Below are 25,358 nucleotides of genomic sequence, written 5' to 3'. Positions count from 1 at the left end.
AGAGGCACTCCGCTTTACCACATCATTGAGCTTGATCAGGCTGTTCATTCCCTGCCTTCGGCTCCTCGGCCAACCGCTTCGGCATCACCACCTGCTGTGGATAAGTCTGCGCAAAATGCACCGACGGTTCGTTATCCACAAGCTTCTTGAGCCGCTGGTTGAACGCCCGGCTCACCGCATACTGCCCGCCTGACACAGTGCGGAACTGGGCAGTGAGCACCAGCCCGTTGAGGTCCATCTTGTCCACGCCGAACACATCCAGCGGCCCTTGCAGGTTGAACTTGAGGAACGGGTCTTCGGAAATCGAATCGCCGGCCTCGCGGATCAATTCAATGGCACGGTCCACATCGGTGTCGTAGGTGAACTGCACCGAGAAAAACGCAAAGGCGAATTGCCGGGACTGGTTGGTCACGGCCTTGATCTGCCCGAACGGCACCGAATGCACAAACCCCTTGCCGTCGCGCAGGCGCAGGGTGCGGATGGTCAGGCCTTCGACGGTGCCGGCGTGGCCGGAGCTGAGTACCACCCAGTCACCGATGGACAGCGTGTCTTCGATGATGATGAACAACCCGGTGATCACGTCCTGTACCAGTTGCTGCGAACCAAAACCGATCGCCAGCCCCACCACCCCGGCACCAGCCAGCAACGGCGCAACGTTGATGCCCAGGTTGGCCATGGTGGTGATCGCGCAGATCACCACCAGGATGATTTTGGCGGCGTTGCGCAGCAGCGGCAGGATGGTCTTGACCCGCGTGCTGGGCTGACGCGCGCCACGCTTGTTGAGCGGCGGCTTGAGAGCCTCCTGGATCGCCGTGTCGAGCACCACCCAGGTCAGCCAGGTCATCAGGAAGATCAGGCCGATGCGGCTCAAGGAATCACTGATCGCCCGGCCCACGGCGTTGCGCGAAGCGAATTCGAACAGGGAAATCCCCCAGATCCGCCCGAGGATTTCAATGAACGCCACCGCCATGACGATGCGCACCAAGGCGTGCAGCAAGCTCAACAGTCGTCCCTTGTAGGCGCTGTTACGCTGGATGGCTTCGGCCTTGGGCGACTTGAAGACATGTTGGAATATGGTGCTGAGGAACACCATCGCGATCAACAGGATGGTGGTGAACAGGGCGCAACGCAGGGCTTTCTGGTTGTCTTCGCCGACGCCGATCAGGCTCACCGCCGACACCAGCACCATCAGCAGGATCGGCCAGTACCAGAGACCGGAAAAAATCCGCAAGGACTCCTGCAACGCCGGCTGTTTCAAGCGCTGGGCCAACGGTCGGTTGCGGATCAGGTGGGCCACCGGCCGGCGCATATGGATCACCAGCCAGCCAAAGATCATAGACGCCGACAGCCCGGTGAACACCGCAACGCTGCTGGTGATATTGCCGCCCAGTTGCCGGGCGATCTGCGGGCTGGTCAGTGCATCGCTGAGGGCGGCCAGGAAGCCGATCAGGAACAACGGCCGCGGGGTGAAACGACGAAGCATCGCCACCGCTCGCCGTTTGTGCCCGGCGTTGAACATCACGATCACGCAGAGCAGCACCGACGTGGAAAAAATACCGCTGCTGGTGGCGTAGGCGAAACACAGCGCCAGGGCGCGGCCGACCGAGACTTGCAGGAAGTGGCTGACGTAGAGGGTCAGCGGCAGGCAGGCCACGGCCGGCAAGGTATAGGGCAGCACATAGCCGAGCACGTCCAGCACCCGCTGGCGGGTGCGTAGCCAGCGACGCCGGCGCAAGCGGCGCACCAGCAATCGCGCAGCGGTCCATATCAGCGCAAACGTCCCCAGCCATACGCCCGAGAGCAGCAGGAAATCCCCCGCCACGCGCCATGTGGAACGGGACGTCTGGTCCACCAGGCGATCGACTTCGTCCGCCGCGCGGTCCGCCCGCAGGCGCCAGGCGTCCACCAGGCTCTGGTTAAGGTCGAGCTTGTCCTGGACGTCATCGATGCTCGAACTGATCGCGCCCAGCAAACCGCCCTGCACCAGCGGTTCGGGCTCGGCGGGGGCCTCACTGGGATTGGAGGCGCCAGGGACAGCGGCGGTCCCGTAGGCGCTGGTGCCGGTCAGCGTCAGCAGGACCAACAGCAATACGGTGCTCAATCGAGACAAAACGCGGGGCTCCTTTGCACGGGGTCGGTAAGGAACTGATCAACATCGGGCCGGCAAGTTCGCTCGCAAGGCCAATACAAAACTTGGTGGCGAGGGAGCTTGCTCCCGCTGGGGCGCGTAGCGGCCCTGAAACCTGGGTACCTCGTCACGTCAGGATGAATGCATGGGCCTGCTGCGCAGGCCAGCGGGAGCAAGCTCCCTCGCCACAGAACCCGCTCAGCCCCTTCCGTCGGTAAGGCCGGCGAAACTTTCCAGCCCGCGCGGCGGTCATCAAAAGACACAGGCGGTACGAGGTCATTGGCACGGGAGGGATACATGACGGCGATCCACATTGGCATTTCCGGTTGGCGCTACACGCCTTGGCGGGGGGATTTCTACCCCAAGGGGCTGGCTCAGAAGCGGGAACTGCAATTCGCCTCTCGCGCGGTCAACAGCATCGAAATCAATGGATCGTTCTACGCCCTGCAACGTCCCGAACGTTATGCCCAGTGGCACGCCGAGACGCCGGACGACTTCGTCTTCAGCGTCAAGGCGCCAAGGTTCATCACCCACATCAAGCGCCTGCGGGACATCCACAAGCCGCTGGCGAACTTCTTCGCCTCCGGGGTGCTGGAGCTCAAGGAAAAACTCGGGGCCATCCTCTGGCAGTTTCCGCCGAGCTTCAAATTCGACCCCGAGCTGTTCGAAGACTTCCTCAAGCAACTGCCCCACGACACCGAAGCCGCCGCCGCGCTGGCGCGCGAGCACGAACCGCGTCTGGACGGCCATGCCAGCACAACGACCGACAAGAAGCGTGCGCTGCGCCATGCCGTCGAAATCCGTCATGAGAGCTTTATCGATCCACGCTTCGTCGCCCTGCTCAAACGTTACGACGTCGCCTTGGTGGTGGCGGATACCGCCGGAAAATGGCCGTATCGCGAGGACGTCACCAGCGATTTCGTCTATCTGCGCCTGCACGGCGCCGAAGAGCTGTACGCCAGCGGCTATACCGACGAGGCGCTGAAGCGCTGGGGCGACCGGATCGAAGCCTGGAGCCACGGCACTCAGCCGAGTGACGCCCACCTGATCGATCCGAAAAAGAAACCCCGGTCGCGCAAGAGCCGGGAAGTGTTCTGTTATTTCGACAACGACATCAAAGTCCGCGCGCCGTATGACGCGCGCCACCTGCTGGAGCGCTTCGACCTGGACAAGCATCTCGCCACCGCTCCCGGCGTGCGCCCGGCCGAAGGGGTATTGCCATGACTACGCCAGAATCCAGCGAAGCCACCCGTGACCCGACCCAGCAATCGTTGCGGGATTTCGAACGGGTCAGCCGCTTCACCGTCCTGACGGTCAATACACACAAGGGGTTCACCGCCCTGAACCGGCGTTTCATCCTGCCGGAACTGCGCGAAGCCGTGCGCAGCGTTTCTGCCGACGTGGTGTTCCTGCAAGAAGTGCATGGCACCCACGAGCACCACCCCCAGCGCTACAGCAATTGGCCAAGCATCCCGCAATACGAGTTCCTCGCCGATACCCTCTGGCCGCAGTTCGCCTACGGGCGCAATGCGGTATACCCGGCGGGGGACCATGGCAACGCGTTGCTGTCGAAATTCCAGATCATTCGCCACGAGAACCTCGACGTCTCCATCAGCGGCCATGAAAGCCGCGGCATGCTCCACAGCGTGCTGCGTCTGCCGGGTGGCGAAGGCCAGGACGTGCATGCGATCTGTGTGCATCTGGGGTTGCGCGAAGGTCATCGCGTCGAGCAACTGAAACTGCTTTGCCAGCGCCTGAGTGAGCTGCCGCCTGAAGCGCCAGTGATTGTCGCCGGTGACTTCAACGATTGGCGCGGCAAGGCCAATGACCTGCTCGCCCCCTGCGGCCTGCGGGAAGTGTTCGCCGAACAATGGGGCAAGCCGGCCCGCAGTTTTCCGGCACGCCTGCCGATCCTGCGCCTGGACCGCATCTACGTGCGCAACCTCAAGGCCCATCACGCCAAAGTATTGAATGTACGTCCCTGGTCGCACCTTTCCGACCACGCACCGCTGTCGGTGGAGATCGAATTATGAGCGCGACGATGAACAAGGCAACGGTGGAAAAGATCGAGGTCCCGCCGACCGAGAGCAACCCGGCGCTGAACGATATCGAATACGGCTGGCACGGCAACAACCGTGTCACGCTGCTGGAAAATGGCGAGGAATATTTCCCACGGGTTTTCGAGGCAATTCGCCGTGCCCAGGAAGAAATTCTCCTGGAGACTTTCATTCTGTTCGAGGACAAGGTCGGCTTTGAACTGCGCGACCTGCTGGTGGATGCGGCCAAGCGTGGAGTGCGTATTACCGTCAATCTCGACGGTTTCGGTTGCGGCGAACTGACCACCGGGTTTCTCGCGTCGTTGAGCGAGGCCGGGGTGCGCCTGCAGATGTTCGACCCGGCTCCGAGGCACCTGGGCATACGCACCAACTGGTTCCGCCGCCTGCACCGCAAGATCGTCGTGGTGGACGGTGTGATCGCATTTATCGGCGGGATCAATTTCTCCGCCGACCACCTGGGCGACTTCGGCCCCGAGGCCAAGCAGGATTACTCCGTGGAGATCAAGGGCCCGGCGGTGGTGGATATCCACCATTTTGCGCTGCTCCAGACCGGGCGGCCGGCTCGGGCCAAATACTGGTGGCAACGTCGCCGCAGCCGTCGCACCGAATTGGCGTTCAATGATCATGACGGCCAGGTGCGCCTGGTCTATCGCGACAACCACGAGCACCAGACCGACATCGAGGAGGTCTACCTGCAAGTGCTGCGCAGCGCCCAGCGGCGGGTAGTGATCGCCAATGCCTATTTCTTCCCCGGCTACCGGTTGCTGCGCGAGATCCGCAACGCCGCCCGGCGTGGCGTGGAGGTGCGGCTGATCCTGCAGGGGCAACCGGACATGATGATCGCCAAGCTTGCCGCGCGGATGCTCTACGACTATCTGCTCAAGGCCGGCGTGACGATCTATGAATATTGCGAGCGGCCGCTGCACGGCAAGGTCGCCCTGGTGGATGAGGACTGGAGTACCGTCGGCTCGAGCAACCTCGACCCGTTGAGCCTGTCCCTGAACCTGGAAGCCAACGTGCTGATCCGCGACCGTGCGTTCAACCGCGAGCTGTTCGACCGCCTCGATCACTTGAGCCGCACCCATTGCACCATCATGCCCGAGAACCACGCGCCGCGCGGGCTGCTCTGGCGCATGACCATCGGTTTCATGGTGTTCCACTTCCTGCGTCACTTCCCGGCCTGGGCCGGATGGCTGCCGGCCCATAAACCGCGTCTGAAACCTTTTTCACCGCCGACGGCGGTCCGGAGCGAACCCCATGAACCACTCTGAAGCGCACACCGCGCCGAGAGACGCCCAGGCGCCGGAACAGGCCAAGCCGAAGTCGCGCTGGAGCCGCTGGAAACGCCCGCTGACGCTGGCTTTTTTCCTGCTGCTGATTGTGCTGTTCACCGCGTTGGCGCGCCGCATCGACTGGTCCGAAGTATTCGCCACCCTGGCGGATTTCAAGCTGCGCACGCTGCTGATCGCCGCCGCGCTGACGATCACCAGTTTCATCACCTACGCCTGCTTCGACTTGATCGGTCGCACCTACATCCGGCAGAAACTCGGCTGGCGGCAGATCCTGCCGGTGGGAGTGATCAGTTACGCCTTCAACCTGAATCTCAGTGCCTGGGTCGGCGGCATCGCCATGCGCTATCGGCTGTATTCGCGGCTCGGCGTCAGCACTGGCAACATCGCCAAGATCCTCGGCCTGAGCCTGGCCACCAACTGGTTCGGCTATATGACCCTGGCCGGCGTAGTGTTCAGCAGCGGCTTGGTGACCATGCCGCCGGGTTGGAAACTGAGTAGCGATGCGCTGCAAGGCGTCGGGGTGCTGCTGTTGCTGGCCAGTGCCGGTTACCTGGCGGCCTGCCGTTTCTCCAGGCGCCGGGCCTGGACGATTCGCGGTATGGAAATCAATCTGCCGTCCCTGCGCATGGCGGTCCTGCAATTGGCACTGGGCGCGCTGAACTGGTCGCTGATGGCGGCGGTGATCTTTACCTTGCTACCGAGCAAACTGGACTATCCCGTGGTGCTGGGGGTGTTGTTGATCAGCAGCATCGCCGGGGTGATTACCCATATCCCCGCCGGGCTCGGAGTGCTGGAAGCGGTGTTCGTCGCGCTGCTGCAGCATGAAGTGTCGCGAGGCAGCCTGATCGCGGGACTGATTGCGTACCGGGCGATCTACTTCATCCTGCCATTGCTGATTACCGTGGTGATGTATCTGGTGATCGAGGCGAAGGCCAAGGCGTTACGGGTCAAGCCTGGGCTCAAGTGATGCGGCTGCACTGGCCTCATCGCGAGCAAGCTCGCTCCCACAGGAATTTTGTGGTGGACATGAGCTTAGGTTCACTCAGTTCCATTGTGGGAGCGAGCTTGCTCGCGATGAGGTCTCGCCAGCCCCCACGATTACCGCTCCTGAATGATGCTCAACCGCTCGCCCACCACCATCTCCGTGATCCAGCTCACCAGGATCGAGGTGTAGGCCTGTTGTGACACGGGGTCACTCAGGGAATGGTCGGCGCCATCGATGATCCGATGAGTCAACGAGTGAGTCTGCTGGCAGGCGGCCCGATAGCTCATGATCGTGGCGTGGGGCACATGGTCGTCCGTCTCCGACTCCACCAGCAACACATCGCCGGTGAATTGCGCGCAGGCGTGCAAGGCCCGGTTGGTATCGGCGTGCACCAGGGTGCTGCGGTAATCGAGCAAGTCAGCCTTGTCGAGGTCGCGCTTGGGTGTGTGCCACTGCTCGTCGCGGTACAGCGCCGGCACCCGCAGGGCCAGCCAGCGCACCGGTCGCAGTGAGGTAAGGATCGAGGCCAGGTAACCACCGTAGCTGGTACCGACCACCGCAATCGCCGAGGTGTCCAGGGCCGGGTGGGCGAGCAACCGGTCGTAGGCCGCCAGCAAGTCCCGCAGGTTGTCCTCGCGCGTGACCCGCGACAGCGGAATCCCGGCCCCACCGGTGTGGCCGCGCAAGTCAAAGGTCAGGCACACGCAGCCCAGGCCGGCGATGCCTTTGGCCCGCTCGAGATCTCGCTCCTGGCTGCCGCCCCAACCGTGTACGAACAACACACCGGGAACCTTCGACTTGGGGCTGAGGAAGGTCCCGTTCATGTGTTCATCATCAATCGCAATCTGGATGGTCTCGCTTCTAGCCGTCATAGGATTGAACCGTTACATATTTGAGTAGGAAATCACCATTTTCCGCAGCGCCGCGATAAACCTCCGTGGCGCCGGGCGGCAGCGGTTGGTCGGTGTAGGTTTCGACTGAGGACACGCGAACCGCGCGGATCGATGGGTCCTCGACGAACACCTGCAAGGCAGCCAGTTCCGCGCTGCTGGCGCCGCCCATTCGCCAGGACTGCTCCAGCACGCCACCGCGAGGCTGGCCCCCGGTATCCGTCCCCTGGGCAATGTCGTAGTTGCGCCGCGAAGCAAAGAACGTGGGGAAAGCCTGGTTGGCGGCGTCATCGAATACCTGCGCCAGCCGGACCGCTTCGCGCACATCGTCCGGCAATTCCAGGCCGAGAAGCTCGATGTAGCCCCCTTGCGCCACCAGCAGGTCGGAGCCGCCGTAGACCTCTTCCCCTTCGTTGTCGTGGGTCAGGTGCTGCACGCCGCAGTAGCTCAAGACCTTGCCGTCGATAAAGCTTTGGCCGACGCTCTGGGTCTTGACCTCACTGAGATTCTGTTCCAGCACGATTCCCTCGCTGAACAATGCCTGGGCGTCTGGAGCCGCGACGATCTCATCGAATTGCCCGATGCTCCGGATGACTCGCTGGCCACGTCCGGCGCAAGCATGGATTGGCTTGAAGCGAATCGGCCCGGCGTAGAGCAAATGCTCTGCGGCCTGGCGCGCATCCTTGAGCGAAAACACGCTGATGCCGTCGAGCACAACGCCCCGGGTCAGCTTGGCGAAAAGCGGTGACCAGCCCTTCGGCGCGACCGCATCCTTATTCAACAGACCATGGGCAATCGCCTTGGTGCAGATGAAATCGTGGTCGACGTAACCGCCCCAAAGATCGTCCGGTCCCTCGACGCCCAGGCGCAACGCAGCCTCGGGACCGATCAGGGTTTGCGTAGGCAACAGGTACAGATCCCGCCCGGCGTGTTGCTGGCTGTCGTAACTGCCGCCGAACTCAAGGCCAAGGATATTCGCCAGCCAGCGCGCCAGCGCCCGATTGGTCTCGACTTCATGCAGGGGTGCCTGGGGATTGACCGAGTGGGCCACTACACATTTGTCACGATGGATCTGAGTCATGCGTTGTCCTTTCAACTGCGCTAAATAGCCGTAGCTATAAGGATTGCAGAGATCAGGCCAACGGCACGGCGGGGGACGAACGGTCAAGGAAACGGGGGGGATGAACGGATAATGTGGCACCGGGCCTGTTTCATTCTGCACGACGGGAAGCGGATGTCCGGCAATTTGCACGAAGTCTGAAGCCACAGAGGCTCCGTGTCAGCTTTTGGCAGCACTCGGGTTCACCCCGAACCTTGCCCGGTAATCACTCGGCGCCAGCCCGGTGATTTTCTTGAAGGTCGCTCGAAAGGCAGAAGGATCCTGATAACCGACGGTCCAGGCAATGTGGTCGATGGTACCGTTGGTGTACTCCAGCATTTCCCGCGCCTTGCCGACCCGCAGGTGCTGACAGTATTCGGTGGGTTTGAGGCCGGTAGCCGCGCGAAACCGGCGCAGGAACGTGCGTTCCTCCAGCCCGGCCTGTTCGGCCATCGCGCCAAGGGAAACATCCACCGCGCCGCTGCGTTGCAGCCAGTGCTGGACCTTCAGGATCGCTGCGTCGCCGTGACCCAGGATCGGCGCGAAATTGCTGCCGCACTGGCTCGCGCTGTCGCTGTGCTCGATCACCAGAAACTGCGCGGTGCGTGTGGCGATGCCGGGGCCGAGCAAGCGGTCCACCAGCCGCAGCCCGAGCTCCGACCAGGCCATGAGCCCGGCGGTGGTGATCAGGTCGCCGTCGTCGACAATGGGTTTATCGGCGTTGAGCTTGATCTTCGGATAACGTGCCGCAAAGGTCTTGGCCGAGGTCCAGTGGGTCGTGGCACTACGCCCATCCAGCAAACCGCTTTCAGCCAGCAGGATGGAGCCGACGCAAACCCCGCCCAGTACCGTGCCGCTAGCGTGTTGCGCCCGGAGCCAATCCATCAGCGTCTGTGTTGCGACAGCTTCATTGAAGCCGGCAATGGACGGTGGGATCAACAAGGCGACCAATGGCGCGTGCGGACCGGCATCACTGGCAAACACCCGCAACGGCGTTTCTCCGCCCGCCGTTTGCCAGTGGCTCACGCGTAGCCGCGGCAGCTGCACACTGGCATGCTCCGCCGCAATGCCATCCGCCACGGCGAACAGATCGGTCAAACCATGCACCGCGGCCATTTGCGCGCCGGGGTAGATCAGCACGCCGAGTTCGACGAATGCCCTTTCCTGCGCCATTTCAGTTTCCCAGTCTTTTTTTCAATCAATCGTTGCAAATCCCTGCTACGCACCAGAGTTCCATCGGTCGGCTTTCAAAGGCCAAATGAAAGTGTAATGATAATACCTATCATTAACACCTTTCCGACGAGCCCGTCATGTCAGCAACTTCCAATGGCAACGCTCAACTGCATGAACTCTACCGCGATCATCACGGCTGGCTGCACGCCTGGTTGCGTCGAAAGCTGGGCAACCATGACCACGCGGCGGACATCGCGCAAGACACATTCCTGCGCCTGCTGGTTTCCGGACGTATTCCCGGGGTAGTGGAAGGTCGCAGTTACCTGACCCAGATCGCCCGCAACCTGGTGATCGATCAGTGGCGTCGACAGCGAATCGAACGGGCCTACCTTGAAAGTATCGCTCATTTGCCCGAACCCCAGACGCCTTGCCTGGAGACACGAGCAATCATTCTCGAAACGCTTCAGAGAATCGACGCGATGCTCGACCGCATGCCAGGCAATGTGCGGACGGCCTTCCTGCTGTCGCAATTCGAAGGCCTGGGCTATGCGCAAATTGCCGAACGCCTGCAAGTCACCGTCAGCTCCGTACAAAAATACATGACCCGCGCCATCCTGGCCTGCTACCAGACGGTCTACGAAGAATGAATCGCCGCGCCGAGCTTCCGGTTTCGCCGGCCGTCGTCGAACAGGCGAGCGAGTGGCTGATGCTGCATTGGGGCGGCGAGATGACTGACGCTCAACAGCGGGCCTTTGTCCTGTGGCAGCGCGCCGATGCCGAACACGCCAGGGCCTGGCAGTGCTTGCAGGATCTGCAGCAGACCTTGGGTCGCGTCCCGCGCGACTGCGCTCAGGCCGTGCTCAAGGATGCGCCGCAGCGCTCGCGGCGGGACATGCTCAAGTTGCTTTCGCTGATGCTGGTCACTGGCGCAACCGGTTATTCGCTGCACAGCCAGAAACCCTGGCGCGGCGCATTGGCCGATCAACACACGGCGGTCGGCGAGATCCGTCGGCTGACGCTGGAGGACGGCACGCGCCTGGACCTGGATACCGACAGCGCCGTGGACGTGCGTTTTTCTGCCAGCCATCGACGCATTCGCCTGATCAAGGGGGCCATCCTACTGGAGACCGGACACAAACCCGAGTACCTCCAGCGGCCGTTGATCGTGCAGACCGGGGCAGGCGAGATACAGGCGCTGGGCACGCGCTTCTGCGTGGCCGAGGCCCAGCAAGGCATCCGAGTCGACCTTTACACGGGAATGCTGGAAGTACGGCCTATCGCCGCTGCCGCCCAAAGGCTGGTGGGAGGCCAGAGTCTCTGGTTCGACCAGGACCGACTCGGTGTCGTCACCGCCACCGACCCAAACGCCGGCGCCTGGAGCGAGGGCCACCTGATCGCCGAGCGCCAGCCGCTGGGTCAGTTTCTGTCGCAACTGAGCCGCTACCGGCCCGGCATCCTGCGCTGCGATCCGGCCGCCGCACCGTTGCTGATCACCGGTGTATTTCCTCTGGCCGACACCGACGCCATCCTGGCGGCGCTGGCCCGCTCGCTGCCCGTGCGTGTCCACCAGGCAACGCGTTATTGGGTCACGGTGAAGCGTCTCACGTGATTTTTTCGCCGGGCATTGTCGGTTTTTCCTGTTGATACGGGATAGCTCTGAAACCCTTCAATTGCTATCGCCAGGGAGTATCGCAGTGCCCGTCCAAGCCCCTCTCCATTTCTTGCGCAACGGTTTGTTCCTCGGTGCCCTGGCTGCAACGCCAATATTCTGCGCAACAGCCCAGGCTGAGCCCGCCAACATCGATGATGTTCGCCAGTACGATATCGCCGCGGGCCAGCTCGACCAGGCGTTGAACCAATTCGCCAGGACAGCCGGTGTGTTGCTGTCGGTGGACGCGCAACTGACCACCGGCAAGAGCACGCCGGGGCTCCACGGGCAATTCAACATTCCCGGGGCGCTGCAGCGTCTATTGGCGGGCTCGGGCTTGCAGGCCGTCAACAGCGGCAACGCCTGGTCTCTGCAGCTCGCACCCGCCAGCGCAACCTTGCAACTGGACGCCACACTGATCGGTGCCCGCAACCTTGGCGAAACCCCCTGGGGGCCCGTCGATGGCATCGTCGCCACGCGCAGCGCCACGGGCAGCAAGACCGACAGCGCCCTGGTGGAGGTGCCGCAAACCATCAACGTGGTCACGGCTGACGAGATCAAGGCCCGAGGCGCCCAAACCGTCACCCAAGCGTTGCGCTACACACCAGGCATCACTGGCGGCGGCTTCTCCGACCGGGTGAAGATTTTCGACGAGCCGACATCTCGCGGCATAACCCCAGTCCCTTTGTATCTGGACGGCCTGCACTTGCCATACGGCGGAGGCAGCACCGGCGGCGCGCTGCAGATCGAACCGTACTCGCTGGAGCGCATTGAAGTGCTCAAAGGACCGGCCTCGGTGCTGTACGGTCAGAACCAGCCTGGCGGCATCGTCAACATGGTCAGCAAGCGGCCAACCCTCGAACCCGTCCACGAAGTGGTGTTGAAGGCGGGCAGCTACGACCAGATGGGTGTCGGCGTGGATATCGGCGGGCCCCTGGATGAGCAAGGCACGCTGCTGTATCGCTTGACCGGGCTGGTCAACGACAGCAATTCGAGCATCGACTATGCCCAGCAGAAACGTCAATTCCTCGCGCCGAGCCTGACCTGGCTGCCCAACGAAGACACCAGCCTGACCCTGTTCGCCCAGTACCAACGCGATGACGCGGTTCCGGAAGCGCAAGGATTGCCCGCCCTGGGGACGGTGTTCAACAACCCCAACGGCAAGATTTCGCGGGACCTTTTCCTGGGCGAGCCGGGCGTGAATGACTACAAGCGCAACCAATATGCCCTGGGCTATGAGCTGAGCCATCGCCTGGACGATGTCTGGACCTTGAAGCAAAACGCTCGTTATGCCGTGGTGGACGACCATTACACCGCCCCGCTGCATGGCTATCGCTTCGTCAACAACCCCGTCACCGGCGCCGACGACAAACGCTACATGACCCGCTACGGCGTCGACTGGTCGCAGACCAACAAGGTCTTCGGCGTGGACAATATCGCCCAGGCCGAATTCGACAGTGGCCCGCTGAAACACACGCTGATCACCGGCCTGGATTACTACCGGTTCAATTCAAAGTTCAAAGGGCTGTACGACTACAATCCGCCGATCATCGACATCTTCAACCCGGTCCATGGGCAACCGCTCAACTTCGGCAATCTGTATCGATGGGACAACACCATCACCCAGACCGGCCTGTACATGCAGGACCAGATCAAGCTTGACCAATGGGTGCTGGTGCTCGGTGGCCGCTACGACTGGACCGAAGTGGACAACAAGGAACCGGTCAGCGGTGCCCATAGCAACGTTCGCGACAGTGCCTTCACCGGACGCGCCGGCCTGGTGTACCTGTTCGACAACGGCCTGGCTCCGTTCATCAGCTATGCCGAGTCATTCCAGCCGGTCAGCGGCCGTGATGTGTCCGGCAAACCGTTCGAGGCCACTACCGGCAAGCAGTATGAAATAGGCCTAAAGTTCCAGCCGCCAGGACAGCAGAGCTTTGTGCAGTTATCCGTTTATCAACTGGACCAGGAGAACATGCTGACCACCGACCTGGACAACCCGGGCTTCAACGGTCAGACCGGTGCCGTGCGCTCGACGGGTATCGAACTGGAAGGCAAGGCCAGCCTGAACAAATCACTGGACGTCATCGCTTCGGTCTCGCGCAACGATATTGAATACACCAAGGATAATGATGGCCGCCAAGGCAACCATCTGGCCGGCATCTCGCCGCTGACCGCCTCCGCCTGGGTCAACTACACGTTCCTGGGCGATACCCCGCTGGCCGGATTCGGTGCCGGGCTTGGTGTCCGTTATGTGCGCAGCAGTCCGGGAACCGAATACCCGGGCACTGCCACCGCGCCCTCCTTCGATGTGCCGTCCTTTACTGTTTACGACGCGCGCCTCTCCTACGACCTTGGCCAATCGCCGCTGGGCCTCAAGGGCGTAAAGGTCGACATGAACGTGGAAAACCTCGCCGACAAGAAGTACGTGGCACGCTGTACCAGCAACTGGGACTGCTACTACGGCGATGGTCGAACCATGACGACAAGCCTGACTTATAACTGGTGAACCGAGCCTGACAATGCAGCGCCATTGCCGCATTGTCAGTTTTCCCCCGCTTATTGTCGTTACGGCCAATCCTCGAAACCCGGACAAACGCCAATACTGGCGCCACATCCTGACTTAAACGAGGAAGCCCCCATGTCCAAGCAAGCGCTCATCGTCGTAGATATCCAGAACGACTACTTCCCCCAAGGAAAATGGCCTTTGGTCGGTGCAGAGACCGCCGCCGATAACGCCGCCAGGTTGATCGAGGCGTTTCGCCAGGCCGGAAACCAGGTCGTGCACATCCGTCACGAATTCACCTCCGACGAAGCGCCATTTTTTACGCCCGGCTCTGAAGGTGCGCAGTTGCATCCCAAGGTACTCAACCGCGCCGATGAACCGGTCGTGCTCAAGCACTTCGTCAATTCGTTTCGCGAAACCGAACTGCAAGCGATCCTCGAACAGCACGGCATCGAACGGTTGGTCGTGGTTGGTAGCATGAGCCACATGTGCATCGACGGCATTACCCGCGCTGCCGCTGACATGGGCTATGAGGTCACGGTGGTGCATGATGCCTGTGCCAGCCGCGACCTGGAATTCAACGGCCTCGTCGTCCCTGCGGCCCATGTCCACGCTGCGTTCATGTCGGCACTGGGGTTTGCCTATGCGAATGTGGTGAGTACCGGGCAATTCCTGAGCGGCAACCAGGCGTAGGCGCAGGCATCAACAGCAAGCGGAAATGACTAGGCGTGTGTGAGCGGTTACGACGAGAATGGCCAGATATCTTTCCAAGAGCCAGCCGCATGAAACGCAGACGCCCGCCGCGCCTGGTCGAATCCCCCTTCCCGATCGCTACCTCAGCGCCACGGCACCCGCCCACGTGGGATTGCTCAAGCGGCGTATCCAGGCCGGGATTCCTGGGGACCATGATCTACGTCGCGGCAATCTTGCTGGCCCTGCCTGCCTACTGGCTGGCAGTGTTTACCCTGATGCTGTTCAAGGTCGAAGGCCTGTCGCCGATTCACAAGCAGATAATTTTGGAACCGCTGATTATCGCGCTTATGTTCATCAGTGCGTTCGCGGCCGTCTGTACGATCAACTGGCTCGTCTCCAGGCCCAAGGTGCTTGGCTTCTGCTTTGACGAACGCCAGCAACGCCTCACCTTCACCCAGCGCCGTCCTGCCCGGGAAACCACCGAGAAATGCATCCCCTACAGCGACATCCATTACATCAAGCCCTACACCTTGAGCACTTTCGCTAACGTGAACCACTTTGATGTCGGCTACGCCGGGGTCGATGGCAAACCGATTTCGCTTCGGTTTCGGGTGGATATCACAGTGGCGGAAATGGAGTTCCATGCCACATGGTTGACGCAGTCGATTGGGGAGAGGATGCAGGAATTATTGGATCTTGACTTGTGAGCCGGTGGATCTGCCCTCCTGTAGTGGGAGGGCAAGACCTACCAGCGAATCAATGAAATTGTCCATGCTCCGGAATGTCGGCCAACTTCAAAGCGCGGCCACTATGGCCATTGATTCTCAAGGCTCGCGTGTCCTCGACCTTCAAGGACATTTCAAGCTGCTCCCACGCCGGACAAAAATCCCCCGTTTTTGTGATCGTCAAATCAATGAAGTCCAGGCCATATTCAAGGGTCCATTTGATGACGACGCAGTTGCCGTTTTTCCAGTCATGACTGATGCCGTCATCTTCAAACAACACGCCGCTGGAGGCACCTGAAGGCGCAGGAAAAATTACCAGCTCGCGACGCCGATCAACAGAGGGATCGTTAAGCTTGTGGCATTCACCGATCGGTATCGCAGCGCCCCCTCTCACCAACAAGGGCAAACGTTCCAAAGGCGCATCCAGAACAACGGATTGGCCACCTTCGTACCAGTCACCGGTATGCCAGTCGCACCATCCCGTCGCATTCAGGGGTAACCACACCTCGCGCTCGCGGGCGCCTTCCTCTACCACGCTGGCGACGAGGACGTCTCGGCCAAGAAGGAACTCGTCGTTTTCCTCGAACGTTTCAAGGTCATGCTCGTGGTCAAGAAACGTAGGTCGCAAGATGGGCTCATCTTCGTTACTGGCTTGCCACAGCAAGGTATAGAAGTAAGGCATCAAACTGTATCGGAGCCCGATGGCGTCACGGACCGCATCGGTGACCGTTGGGTGCATCCATGGCTCATTGACGGTGCCATCGTCGTTCCAGGAGTGAATGGTGAAGCGCGGATGCATCACACCATTCTGGACCCAACGGACAAACAGCTCCGGATCCGGCTTGTTACCCGAGAACCCACCTACATCGTGCCCGACGTTGTACAACCCTGACAGACTCATGCCCAGGCCCATGCGGGTGTTGTAGCGGAGGGTTTTCCAGTTGGTTCGGTTATCACCGCTCCAGGTCTGAACGTAGCGCTGCATGCCGGCGCAACCTGAGCGTGAGATGAGATAGGGCCGTTCCGATGGCGAAAACCGCTGTTGTGCCTCTAAAGACGCTCTCATCATCAGCAATGCCATGACAGGCCGGATATGTTTGATTGCTATTTCGCGCCCGAAGCCGTGGCAGCGTGCCTCACCGTCCCACACCTCGAACTCATTGTTATCGTTCCACGTGCATTCAATGCCCAGCTCCAACAGCTGTGTTGTGACATTGGACTGCCACCAGCTGACAGCGTCCGGGTTGGTGAAGTCCAGATGAGAGCCTTCATCGTCCCAAAAGACAGAGCGCTCTGGCATGTCGTGTTCAGAGTCTCCAATGAACATCTTTCGCCTGGCTACCTCGGCGTAGCGCGGATGGTCCTGCAAGAGACAAGGCTTGATGTTGGCAACCAGCCTGACGCCGGCATCACGGTAGGCCTGGGCAAGCGCCTTGGGGTCTGGGACCTTTTCACGGTTCCAGTTGAATACATAGCGTTTTTCGCCAATGGAGGTGTACCCGGATGACAGTTGAAAAGAGTCACACGGAATATCGTGCTGACGGCACAGATCAAGAAACTCCAGCAACTGTTCCTGGGCATTTTCGGCATCGGTGTAGCGCATCGTCGAGCCGCTGTAGCCCAGGCTCCATTTAGGCAGAAACAGGGTGCGTCCGGTCAGTCGAACAAAAGCCTTCGTCACGTCCAGTATGCGCGGGCCTGCAAGTACCCAGTAATCGAGGTCACCGGCATCCGCTTTGTACCGACGGTAGGGTCGGTGATAATTATCCAGCTCGTTCCCCAGATCAAACAGGCTGGTGTTCAGGTTGTCATAGAACATCCCGAAACTGGCCCCCTCCTGGTGCGTGATGACGAAGGGGATATGTTTGTACAGCGGGTCAGTGCTCGCAGCGTCATATCCCATTGCATCCAGGTTACGCATTTCAAAGCGTTTGCCGGCGCGATTCAAATCGCCGGTTTTTTCGCCGAGCCCGTAATAGCGATGTTCCGGCGCGCGAAGCTGGTAATGCTCCAGGCCGTCACCATGAGCATCAAGCGAATAGGCACCGGTGGGCCGATCCGAAACCAACGGCCTCCAGTCCTGGCCATCATGGTATTCCCATTGCAACCACAGCGGACGATTCACCGTGATGCGGAGTTTTCTGGTCGTGAGTACCAACCGGTCCTGAAACTCTTCGACCCGGTACGCGGGCAAAGAAAAATCCGCCAACGACTCGCGGGCCCGGCCCTCCCAGGCAACATCCTCCCGGGGCGCGATGCTCCAGGTCCGATCCAGTGCCAACGCGCCTGCACGCATGAGCAGGACACGCGCCAAACCGTCTTCGAGGATATGAATCCTGAAGAGATGTCGGCCCTCGACCAGAAGCTCGATGTAGCCCTTTTCCTGGGCCTGTAATTTCCAGACTTTAAGTGACTTCATTGGGCACGCACCGCTTCAGGTTTGGACACTCTGTCGGCGATAAACAAAATCATGAAAAATGCACCTATAAAGTCAAAGAGCCCCATGGCAATGAACAATGGGTTGAATCCTATTTTGTCCACGCTGACCCCGATGATCAGCGAGAAAATAAAGCTGGCAATCCAGGCGCATGAACCTCGCATTCCGTTCACAGTCGCCAACTCATCCCGATTAAACGTTTCGACGACCAGTGCGCTTAACATGCAGGAAATAATCTGGTGGCCAAAACCGCCGACGGAAATAAGCGCAATCGCAACATAGGGGTCTTTCACCTGAGTCATCACAGCTAACGAAAACATCAGGAACGCGCCGGTGATTGAACTGGCGATGATCGAGTTCACCCGGGTGCACTTGAAAAACCGATGGTAAGCGCGTGAGAGATAACCGCTGGCGATACTGCCCAGGTCCGCCGCCAGAAACGGAACCCAGGCAAACAGTACGATTTGCTTGAGGTCCATTCCTCTTTCGTTGGCCAGATACAGCGGCACCCAGAAACTCATGACTGCCCATGCCGGCTCTGCCATGAAGGCGGGAAGCGCGATACCGTAAAATCGCTTGTCCCGACCAATCTTTTTCAATGCTTTGAAAAAAGGCATTTGCTGGCCGATTTTTTCGCCGTCTTGTTGGATATGCTTCAACTCATCGGGCGATAAGCGCGGATGAATAGTGGGAGCGTGGTAGAGCCATCCCCAGACGGCGGCCCATATCAGGCCGATCCCGCCGGAAATCAGGAATGCGCCCTGCCAGCCCAGGCTTACATGAGCCAGATAGATGATGGGAGGGGCGAGCATCGCCCCCAGAGAAAAACCAACCCCTGCCCATCCCGCAGCGATAGGTCGTTCTTTCTTGGGAAACCAGTCCCCTATCGCCTTGGCATTGGCGGGTGTAGCCGCTGCCTCCGAAGCGCCCATGAAAAAACGCAGAATCGCCAGATGTACCCAACTCGCTGCCCCGGCATGAAGAAGGCACATCACTGACCATACGACGGCGCATATCACGAAGCCGAGCTTGAGCCCGATCGCATCGATCAGCCAGCCGCAGACGGGTTGGAAAACTGTGTAAGCAAGTTGAAACGAGGCGACGACCCACGAGTACTGTTCCGTCGACATGCTGAACGTGGTTTTCAGTTCCGGCGCCAGGATGCCCAATGAATTGCGGGTTATGTAGTTGACGGTGACGCCGAGTAAAAACAGCGAGAGCATCCACCAACGCAGATGCGGGATGAATTTTAGCTTGGCCGAAAGTCGAGCATTGCGTTCGATATCGATAGTCATCAATTCTTCGCCTGTCGCCGGATTTACCGGCGTTTTGTTTTTATTTGAGGCTTGAACGCTATGGCAACTGCTCATGATCCGTACAGAAGCAGGCGTGTATAAATTTACATCCACATCCGACGCGGCTCGACAGAAACCCAGGCACGCTAGGATTGATGGCCCTTTTCTGCTATGAAAGCTTTTACATAAATTGTCTCAATGGATAAGCCGCGGTGGGGAAGTTACGCATTGCTGAAATTGCGGCACAGACGGGCCTGTCCATCGCGACGGTGTCGCGGGTACTTGCTGGCAAATCCAATACCCGCCCCGCTACAAGAGAAAAAGTGCTGGCCGCGGCTCGTCAGCAGGGCGTGATGGAAGACCTCGCCAATGGCCGTTTCCTGCTCAACGGCCTGACCATCTTCGCGCCCTCGCGGGCCTTCAACGTTCGCTCGGATATCTTCTACTACAAAGTTATCCAGGGCATCACGCAGGCGGTCGCACAGCATGATGTTCGAGTTCGCTATTGCGAGCTTGAAGAGGTTGATAGCGACGCATTGCTGTTTTTACAGAAGATGAATCAGAAGGACACCGGTGCGGCGATCCTGATTGGCATTGATGATCCGCACATACACCAACTCGCGGCCGACCTCAGCAAGCCGACGGTACTGATCAACTGCATTGACCGCAGCATGCGCCTGCCCTCGATATCGCCCGACCACTTCTTGATCGGTCATTATTCGATAAATTATCTGTTTCAGATGGGGCACCGAAATGTACTGACCCTCCAGTGTCTCAGGCGGTACACAATGGATTTGCGGATACGTGGAATTCGTGATGCATGGAAGGAGCAAAATCTCGAATTCATCGAAACAAAACACCTGATGGTTGCCGAGGGTTTCGGCAGTGCTGAATCTGAAGCGCGGGTAGCGGCCTACCTGGAAAACTGCGCCCCCGACGACCGACCGACTGCCATCCTGGCCGGGGGCGACTTCATGGCAGCCGGCGCGGTTAAAGCGCTGCAGGATGCCGGCTTGAGGGTTCCTCAGGATGTTTCAGTGATGAGCATGGACGGGTTCAACCTGGCGGACATCAACGATATACCCCTTACCACGCTTCACGTGCCCCGCGATGAACTGGGCGCAGAGGCGATAAGGGTCTTGAGACAGCAACTTTTCGAACCGCGATCGCCTTGTAGCAATCTTCTTCTCGGTGGACACCTGATCACCGGCAGTTCGGTGCGGCGCATCAAGCACAGCGCCAAGCAAACGCCGGTCTATCAGAAGATTATCTATGACTGATCCATTCGCGGCATAACCCGTCATCCGTGCCTAATAGCACCGTGATTCACCCTGGGGCACCTTGGCTTACGCAGAGCGAAAAAAACCCTCCAGGCTTTGCAGCGAAGAGGGCTTTATCGAGCTTTCAGGTTTCAGTGGATGAGGAGACTCATCGAATGAAACCACTGCGGATCAGAACGGAATATCGTCATCAAAGCTGTCGAAATCCGGCGCCGGTTGCGGTGCGGCCTGTTGCGGAGCTGGGCGCTCGCGCTGTGGCTGTGGCGCCGATTGCGGACGAGGGGCTTGCTGGCGTGGAGCCGACTGCTGGTAGTTGTTGCCACCCTGCTGCTGGTCGCCTTGCGGACGGCCACCCAGCAACTGCATGGTGCCTTGCATGTCGACCACGATTTCGGTGGTGTAACGCTTGATGCCGTCTTTTTCCCACTCGCGGGTCTGCAGCTTGCCTTCGATGTAGACCTGCGAACCCTTGCGCAGGTATTCGCCGGCAATCTCCGCCACTTTGCCGAACATCGACACGCGGTGCCATTCGGTCTTCTCGACCTTCTGGCCCGTCTGCTTGTCGGTCCATTGTTCGCTGGTCGCCAGGCTCAGGTTGGTCACGGCGTTGCCGTTAGGCAGGTAGCGAACTTCTGGATCCTGGCCGCAAGTACCGACCAATATGACTTTGTTAACCCCACGGGCCATAACGTTCTCCTAGGCTTCGCACGCTGCCGGGGCCGGGTTGTTCACCAGGCGCTCAAGCGTCGCACGATCCAATAATTCGGTGTCCAGTTTGATATAAACGGCCGCCTCGTCGGCGACCACCACTGCATCGGTTACTCCAACGACGGCCCTGAGGCGCTCGGCCAGGCCTGCTTCGCGGATGGCTTCGGGCGACAACGGCAAGCGCAGGCTCGTCACATACGGAGGTTCGCGCATGGTAACAGCAAAAACCAGCCAAAGTGCAGCCAGCGCGGCACATCCCAGGAACACAACCGACAAACCGCCATGCTGGAACAGCCAGCCGCCGAGGATCCCGCCCAATGCCGAACCGAGGAACTGGCTGGTGGAATAAACCCCCATCGCCGTGCCCTTGCCGCCCGCCGGTGACACCTTGCTGATCAGCGACGGCAGTGACGCCTCCAACAGGTTGAACGCGGTGAAGAACACCACCGTGCCAATCACCAGGGCGCGCAGGCTGTCGCCGAACTGCCAGAAGAATAGCTCAGTGAGCATGAGCGTCACGACGGCGCCGAGCAAAACTCGTTTCATTTTGCGTCGCTTCTCGCCATAGATAATGAACGGAATCATGGCGAAGAACGAAATGACCAGTGCCGTCAGATAGACCCACCAGTGCTGCTCCTTGGGCAGGCCGGCCTTTTCCACCAGCGCCAGCGGCAAGGCCACGAAGCTGGACATCAACATGGCATGCAGCACGAAGATGCCCAGGTCCAGGCGCAGCAGGTCAGGATGCTTGAGCGTCGGCACCAGCGCCTGGCGGGCCACCCCGGATTCGCGGTGCTGTAATGGCCCGGTGGAGCGCGGCACGATCAACGCGACGATGAGGATGCCCACCAGTGCCATGGCACCGGTCGCCAGGAACAACCCCGACAACCCAAAGGCACGGGTCAACAACGGTCCTACAACCATGGCGACGGCGAACGACAGACCAATCGTCATGCCGATCATCGCCATGGCTTTTGTGCGATGTTGCTCGCGGGTCAGGTCCGACAGTAACGCCATGACGGCAGCGGAAATGGCACCCGCTCCTTGTAGGATCCGTCCGGCGATCACGCCCCAGATCGAATCGGCATTCGCCGCCAGCACACTGCCGAGGGCGAACACGATGAGCCCCAGGTAAATCACCGGGCGCCGGCCGATCCGGTCGGAAATGATCCCGAAGGGAATCTGGAAAATCGCCTGGGTCAGGCCGTAGGCGCCGATGGCGAGCCCGATGAGGGCCGGGGTCGCGCCCGCCAGGTCCATGCCATAGGTCGCCAGTACCGGCAACACCATGAACATGCCGAGCATGCGGAAGGCGAACACCAGGGCCAGACCGCCTGCCGCGCGGGTCTCGCCGCTACTCATGCGTTCGGTGTGGGGATCTTGCATGGAAAAACCTCGTGTGAACCGGCGGGGATTCTACCAGTCCCATCGATTGAGGGGGTATATGGCGACCGTTTGCCGCGCAGTCTTCATGTATGGCTTTCAATAGTGTGCATCCATCCAGTATTTGCCCGTATACTCCTACGTTTTCGACGCCCGCCGAGCGAGGCCACTTTGGACAAGATCCTGATTCGTGGGGCCCGTACCCACAACCTGAAGAACATCGACCTGACCCTGCCCCGGGACAAGCTGATCGTCATCACCGGCCTGTCCGGATCCGGCAAATCATCCCTGGCCTTCGACACCTTGTACGCCGAAGGCCAGCGCCGCTATGTCGAATCGCTGTCGGCCTACGCCCGGCAGTTCCTGTCGATGATGGAAAAACCCGACGTCGATACCATCGAAGGCCTGTCGCCAGCGATCTCCATCGAACAGAAGTCGACGTCCCACAACCCGCGGTCGACGGTCGGCACCATTACCGAGATCTACGACTACCTGCGCTTGCTGTATGCGCGAGTCGGTATCCCCCGCTGCCCTGATCACGACACCCCGTTGGAAGCCCAGACCGTCAGCCAGATGGTCGACCTGGTGCTCGCCCAGCCGGAAGGCAGCAAGCTGATGCTGCTCGCACCGGTGATTCGCGAGCGCAAGGGCGAACACCTGATGGTCTTCGAAGAATTGCGCGCCCAGGGCTTCGTACGCGCCCGGGTCAACGGCAAGCTGTGTGAGCTCGACGAACTGCCGAAGCTGGATAAACAGAAGAAGCACTCGATCGATGTGGTGGTAGACCGCTTCAAGGTCCGCGCCGACCTGCAACAGCGCCTGGCCGAATCCTTCGAGACCGCGCTGAAGCTGGCCGACGGCATCGCCCTGGTGGCGCCGATGGACGACGAACCCGGTGAAGAGATTATCTTCTCGGCACGCTTCGCCTGCCCGATCTGCGGCCACGCCATCAGCGAGCTGGAACCCAAGCTGTTTTCCTTCAACAACCCGGCCGGCGCCTGCCCGACCTGCGACGGCCTGGGGGTCAAGCAGTTCTTCGACACCAAGCGGCTGGTCAACGGCGAGCTGACCCTGGCCGAAGGCGCGATTCGTGGCTGGGACAGGCGCAACGTCTATTACTTCCAGATGCTCGGGTCGCTGGCGGCCCATTACAAGTTCAGCCTGGACAAACCATTCAACGAGCTGCCTGCGGACCAGCAGAAATTCATCCTGCACGGCAGCGGCACGCAGAACGTCGATTTCAAATACCTGAACGACCGTGGTGATATCGTCAAGCGCTCCCACCCGTTCGAAGGCATCGTGCCCAACCTGGAACGGCGTTACCGCGAGACCGAATCGGCCAGCGTGCGCGAAGAACTCGCCAAGTTCCTCAGCACCCAGCCCTGCCCGGACTGCCGCGGCACCCGTTTGCGCCGGGAGGCGCGGCACGTGTGGGTGGGTGAGAAAACCCTGCCGGCGGTGACCAGCCTGCCGATCGGCGATGCCACTGACTATTTCGGCGGCTTGAAGCTCACCGGCCGTCGTGGCGAAATCGCCGACAAGATCCTCAAGGAGATCCGCGAACGCTTGCAGTTCCTGGTGAACGTCGGCCTGGACTACCTGACCCTCGACCGCAGCGCGGATACCCTGTCCGGCGGTGAGGCCCAGCGTATTCGCCTGGCAAGCCAGATCGGTGCCGGGCTCGTGGGCGTCATGTACATCCTCGACGAACCGTCCATTGGCTTGCACCAGCGGGACAACGACCGGTTGCTCGGCACGCTGAAACACCTGCGCGATATCGGCAATACGGTGATCGTGGTCGAACACGATGAAGACGCGATTCGCCTCGCCGATTACGTCGTGGATATCGGCCCCGGCGCGGGCGTGCACGGCGGACACATCGTCGCCCAGGGCACCGCCGCCGAAGTCATGGCGCACCCCGACTCGCTGACCGGCAAATACCTGTCGGGCCGGGTGAAGATCAAGGTGCCGGCCAAGCGTACCCCACGCAATAAAAAGCTGTCGTTGACCCTCAAGGGCGCACGCGGCAACAACCTGCGCAACGTCGACCTGGAAATCCCGATCGGCCTGCTGACCTGCGTAACCGGTGTTTCCGGCTCCGGCAAGTCGACGCTGATCAACAACACGCTGTTTCCCCTCAGTGCCACCGCGCTGAACGGTGCCACCACCCTGGAAGCCGCCGCGCACGACAGCATCAAGGGCCTGGAGCATCTGGATAAAGTTGTCGACATCGACCAGAGCCCGATCGGCAGGACGCCACGCTCCAACCCGGCGACCTATACCGGGTTGTTCACGCCGATCCGCGAACTGTTCGCCGGCGTACCTGAATCACGCTCGCGGGGCTACGGCCCGGGCCGCTTCTCGTTCAACGTCAAGGGCGGGCGCTGCGAAGCCTGCCAGGGCGATGGCCTGATCAAGGTGGAGATGCATTTCCTGCCCGACATCTATGTGCCGTGCGACGTGTGCAAGAGCAAGCGCTATAACCGTGAAACGCTGGAGATCAAGTACAAGGGCAAGAACATCCACGAAACCCTCGAAATGACGATCGAGGAGGCCCGAGCGTTCTTCGACGCAGTACCGGCATTGGCGCGCAAGCTACAGACATTGATGGATGTGGGGCTTTCGTACATCAAGCTCGGGCAGTCGGCGACGACCTTGTCCGGCGGCGAGGCGCAGCGGGTCAAGCTGTCCCGTGAACTGTCCAAGCGCGATACCGGCAAGACCCTGTATATCCTCGACGAGCCGACCACAGGCCTGCACTTCGCCGATATTCAGCAATTGCTCGATGTATTGCATCGGCTTCGCGACCACGGCAACACCGTTGTGGTCATCGAGCACAACCTGGATGTGATCAAGACGGCTGACTGGCTGGTAGACCTCGGGCCGGAAGGCGGCTCCAAGGGCGGCCAGATCATCGCCGTAGGTACGCCGGAGCAAGTGGCAGAGATGAAGCAGTCTCACACCGGCTATTACCTCAAGCCGTTGCTGGAGCGTGACCGGGACTGAAACACCGGGCATGAAAAAGCCCCTGTCATCTCATCGATGGCAGGGGCTTTTTT

19 protein-coding genes are annotated in these 25,358 nt (G+C 60.4%); 11 read left to right on the top strand and 8 right to left on the bottom strand.

From position 1 onward, the window contains the following. Window positions 1-22: 22 nt before the first annotated feature. Complete coding sequence (locus J3P94_RS03895; protein WP_434571507.1) at window positions 23-2,110, bottom strand: mechanosensitive ion channel family protein; 2,088 nt, start codon at window positions 2,108-2,110, stop codon at window positions 23-25. Between the two features lie 315 nt (window positions 2,111-2,425). Here J3P94_RS03895 and J3P94_RS03890 point away from each other — a divergent pair, with 315 nt between their 5' ends. From J3P94_RS03890 to J3P94_RS03875, 4 genes are read left to right on the top strand one after another with little or no spacing between them, the layout of a single operon-like run. Beyond that, the gene (locus J3P94_RS03890; protein WP_434571505.1) at window positions 2,426-3,352 is read left to right on the top strand and encodes a DUF72 domain-containing protein; all 927 of its coding nucleotides are present in this window, start codon (window positions 2,426-2,428) and stop codon (window positions 3,350-3,352) included. Further along, window positions 3,349-4,161, top strand: coding sequence for an endonuclease/exonuclease/phosphatase family protein (locus tag J3P94_RS03885; RefSeq protein ID WP_305498461.1), 813 nt, complete (start codon window positions 3,349-3,351; stop codon window positions 4,159-4,161). Before J3P94_RS03890 ends, J3P94_RS03885 begins: the two co-directional genes overlap by 4 nt. Continuing rightward, window positions 4,158-5,456: a cardiolipin synthase ClsB gene (gene clsB, locus J3P94_RS03880; RefSeq protein WP_434571504.1), complete on the top strand. Its 1,299-nt coding sequence runs from the start codon at window positions 4,158-4,160 to the stop codon at window positions 5,454-5,456. Before J3P94_RS03885 ends, clsB begins: the two co-directional genes overlap by 4 nt. Then, window positions 5,443-6,444 (top strand): lysylphosphatidylglycerol synthase domain-containing protein, encoded by a 1,002-nt coding sequence (locus J3P94_RS03875; protein ID WP_434571502.1) that lies wholly within the window; start codon window positions 5,443-5,445, stop codon window positions 6,442-6,444. The genes clsB and J3P94_RS03875 overlap by 14 nt, the downstream gene beginning before the upstream one ends. 131 nt (window positions 6,445-6,575) lie before the next feature. On the opposite strand, the gene J3P94_RS03870 is transcribed toward J3P94_RS03875, so the two are convergent. From J3P94_RS03870 to J3P94_RS03860, 3 genes are all read right to left on the bottom strand, one after another. Next, on the bottom strand, window positions 6,576-7,334 hold the full coding sequence (locus J3P94_RS03870; protein ID WP_434571500.1) for an alpha/beta hydrolase family protein: 759 nt from the start codon (window positions 7,332-7,334) through the stop codon (window positions 6,576-6,578). After that, window positions 7,324-8,433 carry a DUF3182 family protein gene (locus J3P94_RS03865; RefSeq protein ID WP_434571498.1) on the bottom strand — a complete coding sequence of 370 codons (1,110 nt, stop codon included), beginning with the start codon at window positions 8,431-8,433 and terminating at the stop codon, window positions 7,324-7,326. Before J3P94_RS03865 ends, J3P94_RS03870 begins: the two co-directional genes overlap by 11 nt. Before the next feature lie 198 nt (window positions 8,434-8,631). Further along, a complete protein-coding gene (locus J3P94_RS03860) occupies window positions 8,632-9,624 on the bottom strand; it encodes a GlxA family transcriptional regulator (protein ID WP_434571496.1) in 993 nt (330 codons plus the stop codon). A 137-nt stretch (window positions 9,625-9,761) separates the two neighbouring features. Between J3P94_RS03860 and J3P94_RS03855 the strand changes: the two genes are divergently transcribed. From J3P94_RS03855 to J3P94_RS03835, 5 genes are all read left to right on the top strand, one after another. Then, window positions 9,762-10,271, top strand: a complete 510-nt coding sequence (locus J3P94_RS03855) for a sigma-70 family RNA polymerase sigma factor (protein WP_434571494.1) — start codon at window positions 9,762-9,764, stop codon at window positions 10,269-10,271. Further along, window positions 10,268-11,233: a FecR domain-containing protein gene (locus J3P94_RS03850; protein WP_434571492.1), complete on the top strand. Its 966-nt coding sequence runs from the start codon at window positions 10,268-10,270 to the stop codon at window positions 11,231-11,233. The genes J3P94_RS03855 and J3P94_RS03850 overlap by 4 nt, the downstream gene beginning before the upstream one ends. An 85-nt stretch (window positions 11,234-11,318) precedes the next feature. Continuing rightward, entirely contained in the window at window positions 11,319-13,781 is a 2,463-nt protein-coding gene (locus J3P94_RS03845; protein WP_434571490.1) for a TonB-dependent siderophore receptor, read from the top strand. A 132-nt stretch (window positions 13,782-13,913) separates the two neighbouring features. Then, entirely contained in the window at window positions 13,914-14,471 is a 558-nt protein-coding gene (locus J3P94_RS03840) for a cysteine hydrolase family protein (RefSeq protein WP_434571488.1), read from the top strand. Between the two features lie 89 nt (window positions 14,472-14,560). Further along, complete coding sequence (locus J3P94_RS03835) at window positions 14,561-15,178, top strand: hypothetical protein (RefSeq protein WP_434571486.1); 618 nt, start codon at window positions 14,561-14,563, stop codon at window positions 15,176-15,178. Between the two features lie 49 nt (window positions 15,179-15,227). Here J3P94_RS03835 and J3P94_RS03830 read toward each other — a convergent pair whose 3' ends face one another. Then, window positions 15,228-17,615, bottom strand: coding sequence for a TIM-barrel domain-containing protein (locus tag J3P94_RS03830; RefSeq protein ID WP_434571485.1), 2,388 nt, complete (start codon window positions 17,613-17,615; stop codon window positions 15,228-15,230). Further along, the gene (locus tag J3P94_RS03825; protein ID WP_434571483.1) at window positions 17,612-18,928 is read right to left on the bottom strand and encodes an MFS transporter; all 1,317 of its coding nucleotides are present in this window, start codon (window positions 18,926-18,928) and stop codon (window positions 17,612-17,614) included. The genes J3P94_RS03830 and J3P94_RS03825 overlap by 4 nt, the downstream gene beginning before the upstream one ends. A gap of 212 nt (window positions 18,929-19,140) precedes the next feature. Between J3P94_RS03825 and J3P94_RS03820 the strand changes: the two genes are divergently transcribed. Further along, window positions 19,141-20,208: a LacI family DNA-binding transcriptional regulator gene (locus J3P94_RS03820; RefSeq protein WP_434571481.1), complete on the top strand. Its 1,068-nt coding sequence runs from the start codon at window positions 19,141-19,143 to the stop codon at window positions 20,206-20,208. A gap of 171 nt (window positions 20,209-20,379) precedes the next feature. Here J3P94_RS03820 and J3P94_RS03815 read toward each other — a convergent pair whose 3' ends face one another. Then, on the bottom strand, window positions 20,380-20,895 hold the full coding sequence (locus tag J3P94_RS03815) for a single-stranded DNA-binding protein (RefSeq protein ID WP_024778338.1): 516 nt from the start codon (window positions 20,893-20,895) through the stop codon (window positions 20,380-20,382). A 9-nt stretch (window positions 20,896-20,904) separates the two neighbouring features. Further along, on the bottom strand, window positions 20,905-22,302 hold the full coding sequence (locus tag J3P94_RS03810) for an MFS transporter (RefSeq protein ID WP_434571479.1): 1,398 nt from the start codon (window positions 22,300-22,302) through the stop codon (window positions 20,905-20,907). Window positions 22,303-22,470: 168 nt separating this feature from the next. Here J3P94_RS03810 and uvrA point away from each other — a divergent pair, with 168 nt between their 5' ends. Continuing rightward, on the top strand, window positions 22,471-25,305 hold the full coding sequence (uvrA, locus tag J3P94_RS03805) for an excinuclease ABC subunit UvrA (protein WP_434571478.1): 2,835 nt from the start codon (window positions 22,471-22,473) through the stop codon (window positions 25,303-25,305). Window positions 25,306-25,358 lie beyond the last annotated feature (53 nt).

This window comes from Pseudomonas sp. Z3-8 (genome assembly GCF_051131975.1).
Lineage (GTDB): Bacteria > Pseudomonadota > Gammaproteobacteria > Pseudomonadales > Pseudomonadaceae > Aquipseudomonas.
Note: the sequence above shows the minus strand (reverse complement) of the source record. Positions and strands in the feature narration are given on the sequence as shown.

Excerpts from the sequence above, each read along its gene's own strand:
- J3P94_RS03865 (WP_434571498.1), bottom strand. The coding sequence starts at position 8,433 with ATGACTCAGATCCATCGTGACAAATGTGTAGTGGCCCACTCGGTCAAT.
- J3P94_RS03835 (WP_434571486.1), top strand. The coding sequence starts at position 14,561 with ATGAAACGCAGACGCCCGCCGCGCCTGGTCGAATCCCCCTTCCCGATC.
- J3P94_RS03855 (WP_434571494.1), top strand. The coding sequence starts at position 9,762 with ATGTCAGCAACTTCCAATGGCAACGCTCAACTGCATGAACTCTACCGC.
- J3P94_RS03810 (WP_434571479.1), bottom strand. The coding sequence starts at position 22,302 with ATGCAAGATCCCCACACCGAACGCATGAGTAGCGGCGAGACCCGCGCG.
- J3P94_RS03890 (WP_434571505.1), top strand. The coding sequence starts at position 2,426 with ATGACGGCGATCCACATTGGCATTTCCGGTTGGCGCTACACGCCTTGG.
- J3P94_RS03875 (WP_434571502.1), top strand. The coding sequence starts at position 5,443 with ATGAACCACTCTGAAGCGCACACCGCGCCGAGAGACGCCCAGGCGCCG.
- J3P94_RS03850 (WP_434571492.1), top strand. The coding sequence starts at position 10,268 with ATGAATCGCCGCGCCGAGCTTCCGGTTTCGCCGGCCGTCGTCGAACAG.
- J3P94_RS03870 (WP_434571500.1), bottom strand. The coding sequence starts at position 7,334 with ATGACGGCTAGAAGCGAGACCATCCAGATTGCGATTGATGATGAACAC.
- J3P94_RS03825 (WP_434571483.1), bottom strand. The coding sequence starts at position 18,928 with ATGACTATCGATATCGAACGCAATGCTCGACTTTCGGCCAAGCTAAAA.
- J3P94_RS03830 (WP_434571485.1), bottom strand. The coding sequence starts at position 17,615 with ATGAAGTCACTTAAAGTCTGGAAATTACAGGCCCAGGAAAAGGGCTAC.
- J3P94_RS03815 (WP_024778338.1), bottom strand. The coding sequence starts at position 20,895 with ATGGCCCGTGGGGTTAACAAAGTCATATTGGTCGGTACTTGCGGCCAG.
- J3P94_RS03885 (WP_305498461.1), top strand. The coding sequence starts at position 3,349 with ATGACTACGCCAGAATCCAGCGAAGCCACCCGTGACCCGACCCAGCAA.
- J3P94_RS03840 (WP_434571488.1), top strand. The coding sequence starts at position 13,914 with ATGTCCAAGCAAGCGCTCATCGTCGTAGATATCCAGAACGACTACTTC.
- J3P94_RS03860 (WP_434571496.1), bottom strand. The coding sequence starts at position 9,624 with ATGGCGCAGGAAAGGGCATTCGTCGAACTCGGCGTGCTGATCTACCCC.
- clsB (WP_434571504.1), top strand. The coding sequence starts at position 4,158 with ATGAGCGCGACGATGAACAAGGCAACGGTGGAAAAGATCGAGGTCCCG.